Genomic DNA, 11,936 nt, shown 5'->3' on the forward strand with positions numbered 1-11,936 from the left:
GAAGCTAAGCCCTCCAGCGCCGATGGTACTGCACTCGGGAGGGTGTGGGAGAGTAGGACGCCGCCGGACTCAACGTGCCAGCCGAGGGCCGCCCCGTATCGGGGTCGGCCCTCGGCTGCTTTTGTGTGTTCGTACCCGAGTAACTTTGAACGTCGAGGCAAGCCCGCCATGCCGAGGGCCGGCCGGACCGGAAGGATTTGATCCGTGACTACTGGACCCCAGGACGAGGGCGGTCGCGCCCCCCGCGACGAGGAGCGCCAGGGCGGCCGCGGCCGCGACGGCGACCGTGGCGGCTTCCGGGGCGACCGGGGCGGTGACCGTGACCGCGGCGGCTACTCCGGTGGCGACCGTGGCGGCTTCCGGGGCGGCGACCGTGATCGTGGTGGTGACCGCGGCGGTTTCCGTGGCGGCGATCGTGACCGGGGTGGCTACTCCGGTGGCGACCGTGGCGGCTTCCGCGGGGGCGACCGTGATCGTGGTGGCGACCGTGGCGGCTTCCGCGGGGGCGACCGTGATCGTGGTGGTGACCGCGGTGGTTTCCGCGGCGGTGACCGTCCGCAGGGTGGCGGCTTCCGCGACCGTGGCGACCGTCCTCAGGGCGGTGGCTTCCGTGACCGTCCCCAAGGCGGCGGCTATCAGCGTGACGACCGCCGTGGCGTGACCGGCGGTGGCGACCGTGACCGTGGCGGCTTCCGTGGTGGCGATCGTCCTCAGGGCGGCGGTTTCCGTGACCGCCCGCAGGGTGGCGGCTACCAGGACCGGGGTGACCGTCCCCAGGGTGGTGGCTTCCGTGACCGTGGCGACCGTCCCCAGGGTGGCGGCTTCCGTGACCGTCCCCAGGGTGGCGGCTACCAGGACCGGGGTCGGGACGACCGTGGCGGCTTCCGTGGCGGTGACCGCCCGCAGGGTGGTGGCTTCCGTGATCGTGGCGACCGTCCCCAGGGCGGTGGCTTCCGTGACCGTGGCGACCGTCCGCAAGGCGGTGGGTTCCGTGACCGTGGTGACCGTCCCCAGGGTGGCGGCTTCCGCGACCGCGGTGACCGTCCCCAGGGTGGTGGCTTCCGTGACCGCGGTGACCGTCCTCAGGGCGGTGGCTTCCGTGACCGTCCCCAGGGTGGCGGCTATCAGGACCGGGGCGGCGATCGTGACCGCGGTGGCTACCAGGGTCGCGACGACCGTGGCGGCTTCCGCGGCGGCGACCGTGACCGTGGCGGCTACCAGGACCGGCCCCAGGGCGGCGGCTTCCGCGACCGCGGCGGCTACCAGGACCGTGGCGGTTCTCAGGATCGCGGCCGCGACGACCGCGGCGGCTCCCGTGGTGGCGACCGTCCGCAGGGCGGCGGCTACCGGGGCGATCGTGACGCCGGCGGCTCCCGTGGCAGCTACCAGGGTGGCTCGGGCGGCTACCGCGGTGGCGACCGTGACCGTGGCGGCTACCAGGACCGGCCCCAGGGCGGCGGCTACCAGGACAGGGGCGGCTACCGGGACCGTCCGCAGGGCGACCGGCCGGGCAACCGTGGCGGCAGTGGCTTCCGTGAGCGTCCCCAGGGCGACCGTGGCGGCTACCAGGACCGTGGCGGCTACCGGGGCGACCGTGGTCCGCGTGACCGCGACGACCGTGGCCCCCGCGACGGCGGGTTCCGGGGCGACCGGGGCCCCCGCGAGGGCGGTTTCCGTGACCGCGAGGACCGGGGACCCAGCGTCCGCGACGACCGTGAGCACCGGCACCCCGCGAACGACGAGCGGGCCCGTGAGGAGCAGCCCTCGTTCGTAGCGCCCGAGATCCCCGAGGACATCGAGGCGGCCGACCTCGACAAGGAGGTCCGCACCGAGCTGCTGTCGCTGGCCCGGGAGATCGCCGACAAGGTCGCCCGGCACCTCGTGGCGGCCGGCCAGATCATCGACGAGGACGCCGAGCTGGCGCTTCAGCACGCGATCGCGGCGCGGCGGCTCGCGTCCCGGATCGCCGTGGTGCGCGAGGCCGTCGGCCTGGCCGCCTATGCGGCCGGGGACTGGACGACCGCGATCGCCGAGCTGCGCACCTACCACCGGATGACCGGGCGGCAGACGCACCTGGCCGAGCTGGCCGACTGCGAGCGCGCGCTGGGCCGTCCCGAGCGGGCCATCGACCTCTACCGGGGCGCCGACCTCGAGAAGATGGACAAGTCGGGGGCGATCGAGCTGCTGATCGTGGCGGCCGGCGCGCGCACCGACCTCGGCCAGCACGACGCCGCGGTGGCCATGCTTCAGGTACGCGAGCTGAACGCCGACGAGGACGCCGAGTGGGCCGCCCGCCTGCGCTACGCGTACGCCGACGCCCTGCTCGCCGCCGACCGGCGCGAGGAGGCCCGCGAGTGGTTCACCCGGGCCGCCGCCGCCGACGACGAGGGCCTGACCGACGCGGCCGAGCGCCTGCTCGAGCTCGACGGGGTGACCCTGGCCGACGAGGACACCGAGCCCTCCGGCGGTGACGAGCGGACCGGCACGACTCCCGACGAGGAGGAGGGCGAGTTCGACGGCGACGACGAGCGCGCCGCCCTCGACGACGACGATGAGGACGACGAGTACGACGACGAGGACGACCTCGACGACGAGCCCGCCGCCCGCAGCGACGTCACGGACGAGGACGAGGACGACGAGGTGGTCGCGGCCGCGGACACCGACGTCAACACCGACCCGGTAGCCGTCGAGGACGTGGCGGAGGAGCTCGAGGCCGACGCCGAGGAGCTGGCCGACGCCAAGAAGGCCGACGCCGACAAGGCCGACGCCGACAAGGCCGACGCGAAGAAGGCTGATGCTGACGAGGCGGACGCCAAGAAGGGCGAGACGCAGGAGTGACGGCCGACCTGGCCGGCGGCTACGACCTGGTCGTCTTCGACCTGGACGGCGTCGTCTACCTGATCGACAAGCCGATCGCCGGTGCGGCCGAGGCCGTCGGGCAGTTGCGCGGGCGGGGGACCGCGGTGGCGTACGCGACCAACAACGCGTCCCGCCGCGCCGCCGACGTGGCGGCCAAGCTGACCGGCATGGGCGTGGCAGCGGAACCGGCCGAGGTGCTCACCTCGGCCGGCGCCGCCGCCACCGTGCTCTCCGAGAAGTTCCCTGCGGGCTCCCGCGTCCTGGTCGTCGGCGCCGACGCGTTGCGCGACGAGGTCCGCGAAGCCGGCCTCACCCCGGTCGCCGCGGCCGACGACGAGCCGGTCGCGGTCGTGCAGGGCTACGGTCCCGAGGTCGGCTGGTCGGTGCTCTCCGAGGCCTCGCTCGCGGTGCGGGCCGGGGCGCTGTGGGTGGCCACGAACACCGACCGCACCCTGCCCAGCCCGCGCGGCCCGCTGCCCGGCAACGGCTCGCTGGTGGCCGTGCTGCGGACCGCGCTCGACCGTGACCCCGATCTGGTCGTCGGCAAGCCCGGCCCGGCCCTGTTCACCACGGCCGTGGCCCAGGCCCGGGCCGAGCGCCCGCTGGTGGTCGGCGACCGGCTCGACACCGACATCGAGGGCGCGGTCACCGCGGGCCTGGACAGCCTGCTCGTGCTGACCGGCGTGAGCGGCCCGGCCGACCTGCTGGCGGCCGTCCCGGCGCAGCGTCCGACCTATGTGGCGGCCGACCTGGCCGGCCTGTTCCGCCCGGCCGCCGAATCCGCCGTGCCGCCGGCCGCCGAGGACGCCGGTGGCTGGCGCGTGGCCCGCGACGGCGACACGGTCACGCTCGACGGCGCCGGCGACCCGGTGGTGGCTCTGCGTCTGCTGTGCGCGGCCACGTGGTCGGGAGTGCCCCTGAGTGGTATCAAAGCCGCCTCCGACGCGGCCCGCGAAGTCTTGAGCAGCTGGCGGCTGTAGCGGGCGACGCGACGTCCGAAAGCCGCCAGCCCTCGACCGGGGGCTCGGCCAGCATGGGAGCCATGCATGTCGTACCCGGTCTCAAGGTCTTGTATTTCGGCACCCCGGTGGTGCTCATCAGCACGGTCAACGCGGACGGCTCGGCCAACCTGGCCCCCATGTCGTCGGCGTGGTGGCTGGGGCAGTCGGCGATGCTCGGCATGGGCGATCGCAGCCGTACGGCCGAGAACCTGCGCCGCGAGCGCGAATGTGTGCTCAACCTGCCGTCGTCGGCGCTGGTGGCCGCGGTCGACCGGATCGCCATGACGACCGGGCGGCCCGACGTGCCGCCGGCCAAGACCGAGCAGGGCTACCGGTACGTGGCCGACAAGTTCGCGCTGGGCGGGCTGACCCGGCAGGAGTCGGTGCTGGTGGCGCCGCCGCGGGTCGCCGAGTGCCCGATCCAGCTGGAATGCCGCGTCGCCGGCGCGCACCGCTTCACCGGGGATCTGCACGCCACGGCGTACGAGATCGAGGTTCTGCGTACGCACGTCGAGCAGGACCTGCTCGTGCCGGGCACCGCCCATGTCGACCCGCTGCGGTGGGACCCGCTGATCATGAAGTTCACCGAATTCTTCGGCGGCGGCGTCAACCTGCACCCGTCCCGGCTGGCCACCGGTTGGCGGATGCCGGCCCTCGGGCGTACCGGGAACTAAAGCAGTTTTCGCAGTTTTAGCAGGTCGAACGGGTTGGCCTTGACCTGGATCTGGCGCGACGCGATGGCCCGGGTGATGTCGAGCTTGCCGGCGATCAGGGCCAGCAGGTCGTCGCTGCTCGCGATGAGCGCGATCTTCGCCTTGGGATCGTCACCGTCGGCGATGTCGGTGAGCAGGCCGCCCGCGAGCCGGCCGTGGAAGGCCGTCTCGAGGTCGGGCACGCGGCAGGCCAGCGTGCGGTCGAAATCGAGGTGGCCGCGGGTCTCTGCGTTGCGTTCCAGCCTCGCGGCCAGGTCGTGCAAAGCCTGCCGGCACTCGTCCACGGTGGCCATCTGACCTCTTTCCTCACGACACCCGGTACGCGTACCGCACCGTACCTCACTGATCCCTGCGAACCGCCCGGTAGCGTGGCACCCGACGAGCCGCGAGAGGAGCGGAACATGCCGGACGCATGGCGGGCGTATCTGGAGATGGCGCTCGGATTGACCGAAGCACCGCGCAAGCGGGCCCAGAAGGTCGTGGGCGAAGTGGTGAACCGGGGCGGGGCCACCGCCGCGCAGCTGCAGGGCCTGGTCGACGATCTGCTGTCGGCCGGCATGGCGAACCGCGAGGCCCTGACGAACATCGTGCGCTACGAGGTGGACAAGGCGCTCGGAGTGGTCGGTCTGGCCACGGCCGAAGAGGTCACCGAACTGACCACCCGCGTACGAGACCTCGAGAAGCAACTGCGGGATGCCGAGTCCCGGGCCCAGGGCGGAACGGCGGCCGACGCGCCCAGCGAGGGCGTCGGCGGCACCCGGCTCGACGGTCCGGCGCCGCTGCCCCGGGCGGCCAAGAAGGCGGTGGCCAAGAAGGCGGTGCCCAACGCGATGCCGTCGGCGGGCACCACTCCGTCGGCGCCGCCGTCGAACACCCCGCGCGAGACACCGGCCAAGAAGGCCGTCGCCAAGAAGGCCGTCGCCAAGAAGTCGGTGGCCAAGAAGGCCGTGCCGCCGCCGGACGAGGTGATCCCGGCCGACCAGAAGGCGACCGCGAAGATCGCCCCGGCCACGGCTCAGGCCGAGGCTCAGGGGGCGCGACCGGCCAAGAAGGCCCCGGCGAAGAAGGCTGTGGCCAAGAAGGCTCCGGCCAAGAACGCGCCGGCCAAGAAAGCAGCGGCCAAGAAGGCGACGCCGAGTGCTCCGGCCGGCACGGCCGACGCGCCCAATGCCGCCGTCCGCGAAGCCGCGGCCGCCACCGAGCTGCCGCCGACGACGCCGAGCGCGGGGGCGTGAGTCGATGACGTTCCCGACTCCGGGCCCGACGCCCGGTGGTTTCCGGCCCGGCCCGACGCCGGGTGGTTTCCGGCCCGGACCGCCGCCGGTGCCGCGGCCGCCGATGCAAGCTCCGAGCCCGGCGCCCGCCCCTCAGAGCGCGGTCGACGAGGTAACGGGCGAGATCGTGCGTGAGACCGGTCACCCGGCTGTCGACGCCGTGCTGAGCGCGCTCGAGAACGCGTCCCGGCTGGCCCCGTCCGAGCAGATCGCCGAGTACGAGGCGGCTCACCAGGTTCTCCAGGAGACCCTGGCGAGCATCGACCGGTGAAGCGGGCCCGGCTCGACGCCGAGCTCGTGCGCCGCAAGCTGGCCCGCTCCCGCGAGCAGGCGGCGGCGCTGGTCGAGGCCGGCCGCGTGCAGGTGCGCGGCACGGTGGCCCGCAAGGTGGCCGCGATGGTCGACCCGGCCGACCCGGTGCTCGTCACCGGCGAGGATCCGGCGACCGAGTACGTCTCCCGGGGCGGGCACAAGCTGGCCGGCGCGCTCGCCGCGTTCGGTCCGCGCGGGCTCGCCGTCGAAGGGCGCCGGTGTCTCGACGCCGGCGCCTCCACCGGCGGGTTCACCGACGTGCTGCTGCGCTCGGGGGCCCGTCAGGTGGTGGCCGTCGACGTCGGCTACGGACAGCTGGCCTGGCCGATCCGCACCGACGAGCGGGTCGTCGTGTTCGAGCGGACCAACGTCCGGGCCATCACGCCGGAGTCGATCGGCGGCCTCGTCGACCTGACTGTGGCGGATCTCTCGTTCATCTCGCTGCGGCTGGTGCTGCCCGCCCTGGCCGGCTGCACCGCGCCCGACGGCGACCTCGCTCTGATGGTCAAGCCGCAGTTCGAGGTGGGCAAGGAACGGGTGGGCGCGGGCGGGGTCGTCCGGGACTGGCCGTTGCGGGCCGAGGCCGTGCTGGACGTGGCGGCGGCCGCGGCCGACCTGGGTCTCGGGGTGGCCGGGGTGGCCGCGAGCCCGCTGCCCGGGCCGAGCGGCAACGTCGAGTTCTTCGTCTGGTTCCGCCGCGACGCCCCACCCGCCGATCGTGCGCAGATCGAAGAAGTTGTCGCCGCCGGGCCCGTGATCAAGGTAGCTTCTGCCGGGCCGGAGCAGACGGCATCCCCCTTGGAGGACACATGACGCGCTCGGCCCTGCTGGTCACGCACACCGGCCGGCGGCAGAGCACCCAGCACGCCCGTACGGTGGCGCGCGACCTGCTGGCGGCCGGCTTCGAGGTCCGCGTGATCGCCGAGGAGGTGGCCGATCTCGACCTGCCGCCCGAGGTGACCACCGTGGAGGGCGGTCCGACCCCGGCCGCGGCCGAGGGCGTCGAGATCGTGCTGGCGATGGGCGGCGACGGCACGTTCCTGCGCGCGGCCGAGCTGGCCCGCCCGGTCAAGGCGCCGTTGCTGGGCATCAACCTGGGCAAGGTCGGGTTCCTGGCCGAGGCCGAGATCGACCACCTCGACGAGGCCGTCAAGGACGTCGTCGACGGCGCGTACAAGGTGGACGAGCGGCTGACGCTGGACGTCCGGGCCGAGTACGGCGGCCGGGTGATCGCCGAGTCCTGGGCCCTCAACGAGGTCAGCGTCGAGAAGGGCCAGCGCGCTCAGATGCTCGAGCTGCTGGTCGACGTGGACGGCCGCCCGCTGGCCCGGTACGGCTGCGACGGTGTCGTGTGCGCGACGCCGACCGGTTCCACGGCGTACGCGTTCTCGGGCGGCGGCCCGGTCGTGTGGCCCGAGGTCGAGGCGCTGCTGCTGGTGCCGATCAGCGCCCACGCGCTGTTCAGCAAGCCGCTGGTGACCGCGCCGACGTCGTCGTTCGCGCTGACCGTCGACCCCTACACCTCGTTCGCGGTGCTCTGCTGTGACGGTCGCCGCACCTGGGACCTGCCGCCGGGGGCCAAGGTCACCGTCGAGCGCGGTCAGCTCCCCGTACGCCTGGTCCGCCTGCAGCCGAGGCCATTCACCGACGTGCTCGTGGCCAAGTTCGCGCTCCCGGTGGAGGGCTGGCGCGGCAATCGGCGGTAGCCGGGAGCCACCGCCGGTGGGCAAATGTCGGGGGGCACCGATACTGTCTGCCCTGTGCTGGAGGAACTGCGCATCACCGGGCTCGGCGTCATCGACGACACGACGCTGCGGCTGACGGCGGGCATGAACGTCATCACCGGTGAGACCGGTGCCGGAAAGACCATGGTGGTGACCGGTCTGGGCCTGCTGTTCGGCGGGCGGGCCGATGCCGGGCGGGTGCGGGCCGACCCGGGCCGCGCGGTCGTCGAGGGCCGGCTGCGCCTCGGCGGCAAGCTGGCCGACGAGGTGACTACCCGTGTCTCCGAGGCCGGCGGCGAGATCGACGACGACGGCACGGTGCTGCTGAGCCGCACGGTGACGATCGAGGGCCGGTCCCGGGCCCACGTGGGCGGGCGCAGCATGCCGGTGTCGATGCTGACCGATCTGGGCGAGCGGGTGCTGGCCGTGCACGGCCAGTCCGACCAGCTGCGCCTGCTGCGCCCGGCCGAGCAGCGGGGCGCGCTCGACCGCTTCGCCGGGCCCGAACACGAGAAGCTGCTCGAGACCTACCGCGAGGCGTACGGGCGCTGGCGCACCGTCGTCGACGACCTGGCCGACCGCCGCCGCAACGCGCGGGCCCGCTCGCAAGAGGCCGACCTGCTCAAGCTCGGCCTCGACGAGATCAGCCGGGTCGACCCCCAGCCGGGGGAGGACGACGACCTGCGCAACGAGGTGCAGCGCCTCGAGCATGCCGAGGGCCTCCGGGTCGCCGCCGCGCTGGCCGCGCAGGCCCTGGCCGGCGGGGTCGAGGTGACCGAGGAGGCGCCCGACGCGACCCAGTTGCTGGGCACGGCCCGCCGCACCCTCGAGGCGCAGGCGCCGGTCGACCCGATGCTGGGCGAGCTGGCGGCCCGCATCGAAGAGGCGGCCACCCTGGTCGGCGACGTCTCGTCCGAGCTGTCGGCCTATCTGAGCTCGCTCGACGCCGACCCGGCCCGCCTCGAGCAGATCTACGAGCGCCGGGCCGCGCTGCGCGGGCTCACCCGTAAGTACGCCGACGACGTCGAGGGCGTCATCGTCTGGGCCGAGGACGCGCGCACCAAGCTGGCCGCGCTCGACTCGTCCGACGAGCTGCTCGACGAGCTCGACAAGGAACGTCAGCGGCTCGAGGCCCAGGTGACCGAGCTGGCGGCCCGGCTCACCGAGGCCCGCACCGAGGCCGCGGGCCGGTTCAGCGAGGCGGTCAGCGTCGAGCTCGCGGGTCTGGCCATGCCGCACGCCCGGGTCGAGGTGGCCGTGGTGCCGCGGACCGCCGGCAAGGACGAGCCGCCGATGGGTCCCGACGGCGCCGACGAGGTCGAGCTGCGGCTCATGGCCCACCCCGGCGCCCCGTCGCTGCCGTTGCAGAAGGGCGCGTCCGGCGGCGAGCTGTCCCGGGTGATGCTGGCCATCGAGGTGGTGTTCGCCGGGGCCGGCGGCCCCGAGACGCTGGTCTTCGACGAGGTCGACTCCGGCGTCGGCGGCACGGCCGCGGTCGAGATCGGCAAGCGGCTGGCCCGGCTCGCCCGCTCCCACCAGGTGCTCGTGGTGACCCACCTGCCCCAGGTGGCCGCGTTCGCCGACCGGCACCTGGTCGTGGCCAAGGACACGGGCGGCGCGATCACCACCAGCGGGGTCCGCATCGTCGAGGAGACCGAACGGGCGCGGGAGCTGTCGCGGATGCTCGCGGGATTGCCGGATTCCGATCTCGGCATCGCCCACGCCGAAGAGCTGCTGGCCGTGGCGGGTCGCGAGAAAAGGGCCTGAGCAGGGCGTTCGGTCATGGCACCATGACTGACAGGGACGAGCGGGGCAAATGCCCCTTTAGTGGGTGAGATCGCGCATGTCGCGTGCCAAGCGTGTGACGCGGCGTGTCAGGATGGCCCTGATGCGACTTCCCACTTTGCGCCGCGCGCGGAGCACCGATCCCGATGCCCTCGCCGGCACCGCCCGCCTCGACCGCCGGACCAAGCGTCTGACCGGCCGGCTGCGCCCGGGCGAGATCGCCGTGATCGACCACGTCGACATCGACCGGGTGGCCGCCGACGCGCTCGTCGCCGTCGGCGTGGCCGTCGTGCTCAACGCCAAGCCGTCGATCTCGGGGCGCTACCCCAACCTCGGGCCCGAGGTGCTCATCAAGAACGGCGTCGTGCTCATCGACGACCTGGGCGAAGAGGTCTTCGAGAAGCTGCGCGAGGGTGACTCGGTGGTCGTCGAGGGCGACACCGTGCTGCTCGACGGCGAGCCGGTCGCCACCGGCGTGCGGCAAGACTCCGAGACCGTGGCGCGCTCGATGGCCGACGCCCGTGAGGGCCTGTCGGTGCAGCTCGAGGCGTTCGCCGCCAACACCATGGACTACCTCAAGCAGGAACGCGACCTGCTGCTCGACGGCGTGGGCGTGCCCGACGTGCAGACCCGCATCGCCGGGCGGCACGTGCTGATCGTGGTCCGGGGCTACGACTACAAGGACGACCTGGACGTCCTGCGGCCCTACATCCACGAGTACAAGCCGGTGCTGATCGGCGTCGACGGCGGGGCCGACGCGCTGGTCGAGTCCGGCTACACGCCCGACATGATCATCGGCGACATGGACTCGGTGACCGACGACGTGCTGCGCTGCGGGGCCGAGGTGGTCGTGCACGCGTACCCCGACGGCCGCGCGCCCGGCCTCGAGCGGGTGCACAACCTCGACGTGGCCGCGCTGACCTTCCCGGCCGCCGCCACGAGTGAGGACCTGGCGATGCTGCTGGCCGACGACAAGGGCGCCACCCTCATCGTGGCCGTGGGCACGCACGCCAACCTGGTCGAGTTCCTCGACAAGGGCCGCGGCGGCATGGCCTCGACGTTCCTGACCCGGCTCAAGGTCGGCGGCAAGCTGGTCGACGCCAAGGGCGTGAGCCGGCTCTACAAGCAGAACATCTCGGGCTCGGCGCTGCTGCTCCTGGTGCTCTCGGCGACGGCCGCGATGGCCTCGGCGGTGGCCGTGTCGACGGTCGGGAAGGCGTACCTGACCGTCGTTTCCGAGTGGTGGGACAATCTGGTCTTCCAGCTCGGACACCTTTTCTGACTTGACGGGGCTCTTGTCGTGATCAACTTCCGGTACCACGTGGTGTCGCTCACCGCGGTCTTCCTGGCCCTGGCCATCGGCCTGGTCGTGGGTACCGCCGCGCTCAACGGTCCGGTGGCCGACAACCTCAAGAGTCAGATCACCGCGCTCAACAAAGACCTCGGCAACAAGCGGGACGAGATCAACCAGTACCGCGAGGAGATCAACCGCAGCCAGGAGTTCGCCACCGAGCTGGCCCCGACCGTGCTCAACGGCAAGCTGGCCGGGCGCAAGCTGGCCGTGCTGGCCCTGCCCGGCACCGACCAGTACGCCGACAAGGTGATCTCGATGCTGACGATCGCCGGCGCGACGATCACGGCCAAGGTCACCGTGCAGGACAAGTTCTTCGACCCGGCCGTCGAGCTCGACCTGCTCGACCTGGCCAACGAGACGTCGCAGCCGACCATCCCGTTCGCCGACGTGCCGGCCAACAGTATCGGCGTCGAGACGGCCAGCGCCCAGCTCATGCTCGCGCTCATGCAGCGGGCCGGTGGCCCCGCCGTCACGCAGCCGGCCGCCGGTGACGTCACCGCGGTGCTGGCCGCGTACAGCGAACAGGGCTACATCGCGGTCGACGACAAGGCCACGGGCGGGGCCGAGGCGACCGTGATGATCACCGGCGCCCCGGCCGTCGACAAGGACGCGGCCAAGAAGGCGCAGTCGCTGGTCTACATGGCCCAAGAGGTGCACAAGAACCACCCGCTGGTGGTGGCCGGGGTCGGCGTGGGCGACGGCAACCTGATCTCGGCCGTGCGCGGCGACCCGACCCTGGTCAAGGTGATCTCCACGGTGGACAACGCGAGCACGGCCGACGGCCAGGTGGCGGCGGCCATGGCCACCGTCGAGCGGGTCGTCGACGACAAGGTCGGCCAGTACGGCCTGGCCGCCGGAGCCTCCTCGCTGGTGCCGAAGGCCGCCTCGTAGCGGCGGGTCTCTAAACTTCCCGC

At 73.0% G+C, this 11,936-nt stretch carries 12 protein-coding genes; 10 read left to right on the plus strand and 2 right to left on the minus strand.

Translation table 11 applies throughout. The features are described from left to right. Window positions 1-69: 69 nt before the first annotated feature. Window positions 70-1,932 (minus strand): hypothetical protein, encoded by a 1,863-nt coding sequence (locus tag M1L60_RS12835; protein ID WP_253237612.1) that lies wholly within the window; start codon window positions 1,930-1,932, stop codon window positions 70-72. Here M1L60_RS12835 and M1L60_RS12840 point away from each other — a divergent pair. The 3 genes from M1L60_RS12840 (at window position 1,882) to M1L60_RS12850 (ending at window position 4,534) form a co-directional block, all read left to right on the plus strand. Then, window positions 1,882-2,838: a Replicase polyprotein 1ab gene (locus tag M1L60_RS12840; protein WP_253237613.1), complete on the plus strand. Its 957-nt coding sequence runs from the start codon at window positions 1,882-1,884 to the stop codon at window positions 2,836-2,838. The genes M1L60_RS12835 and M1L60_RS12840 overlap by 51 nt on opposite strands. Continuing rightward, entirely contained in the window at window positions 2,835-3,839 is a 1,005-nt protein-coding gene (locus tag M1L60_RS12845; protein WP_253237614.1) for an HAD-IIA family hydrolase, read from the plus strand. Before M1L60_RS12840 ends, M1L60_RS12845 begins: the two co-directional genes overlap by 4 nt. Before the next feature lie 62 nt (window positions 3,840-3,901). After that, entirely contained in the window at window positions 3,902-4,534 is a 633-nt protein-coding gene (locus tag M1L60_RS12850; protein ID WP_253237615.1) for a flavin reductase family protein, read from the plus strand. On the opposite strand, the gene M1L60_RS12855 is transcribed toward M1L60_RS12850, so the two are convergent. Further along, complete coding sequence (locus M1L60_RS12855) at window positions 4,531-4,866, minus strand: alkyl sulfatase C-terminal domain-containing protein (RefSeq protein ID WP_253237616.1); 336 nt, start codon at window positions 4,864-4,866, stop codon at window positions 4,531-4,533. The two genes, M1L60_RS12850 and M1L60_RS12855, sit on opposite strands and share 4 nt — an antisense overlap. 108 nt (window positions 4,867-4,974) lie before the next feature. Between M1L60_RS12855 and M1L60_RS12860 the strand changes: the two genes are divergently transcribed. From M1L60_RS12860 to M1L60_RS12890, 7 genes are all read left to right on the plus strand, one after another. Next, entirely contained in the window at window positions 4,975-5,808 is an 834-nt protein-coding gene (locus tag M1L60_RS12860) for a phasin family protein (protein WP_253237617.1), read from the plus strand. Window positions 5,809-5,812: 4 nt separating this feature from the next. Further along, entirely contained in the window at window positions 5,813-6,118 is a 306-nt protein-coding gene (locus M1L60_RS12865) for a hypothetical protein (RefSeq protein WP_253237618.1), read from the plus strand. After that, complete coding sequence (locus M1L60_RS12870) at window positions 6,115-6,972, plus strand: TlyA family RNA methyltransferase (RefSeq protein ID WP_253237619.1); 858 nt, start codon at window positions 6,115-6,117, stop codon at window positions 6,970-6,972. Before M1L60_RS12865 ends, M1L60_RS12870 begins: the two co-directional genes overlap by 4 nt. Further along, on the plus strand, window positions 6,969-7,865 hold the full coding sequence (locus M1L60_RS12875; RefSeq protein WP_253237620.1) for an NAD kinase: 897 nt from the start codon (window positions 6,969-6,971) through the stop codon (window positions 7,863-7,865). The genes M1L60_RS12870 and M1L60_RS12875 overlap by 4 nt, the downstream gene beginning before the upstream one ends. 54 nt (window positions 7,866-7,919) lie before the next feature. Continuing rightward, window positions 7,920-9,650 carry a DNA repair protein RecN gene (gene recN, locus M1L60_RS12880; protein WP_253237621.1) on the plus strand — a complete coding sequence of 577 codons (1,731 nt, stop codon included), beginning with the start codon at window positions 7,920-7,922 and terminating at the stop codon, window positions 9,648-9,650. A gap of 121 nt (window positions 9,651-9,771) precedes the next feature. Continuing rightward, window positions 9,772-10,950 (plus strand): putative cytokinetic ring protein SteA, encoded by a 1,179-nt coding sequence (gene steA, locus M1L60_RS12885; RefSeq protein ID WP_253237622.1) that lies wholly within the window; start codon window positions 9,772-9,774, stop codon window positions 10,948-10,950. 18 nt (window positions 10,951-10,968) lie between these two features. Beyond that, the gene (locus M1L60_RS12890) at window positions 10,969-11,913 is read left to right on the plus strand and encodes a copper transporter (RefSeq protein ID WP_253237623.1); all 945 of its coding nucleotides are present in this window, start codon (window positions 10,969-10,971) and stop codon (window positions 11,911-11,913) included. Window positions 11,914-11,936: the final 23 nt, after the last annotated feature.

The sequence above is a fragment of the Paractinoplanes aksuensis genome (assembly GCF_024137025.1).
In the GTDB taxonomy this organism is placed as follows: domain Bacteria; phylum Actinomycetota; class Actinomycetes; order Mycobacteriales; family Micromonosporaceae; genus Actinoplanes; species Actinoplanes aksuensis.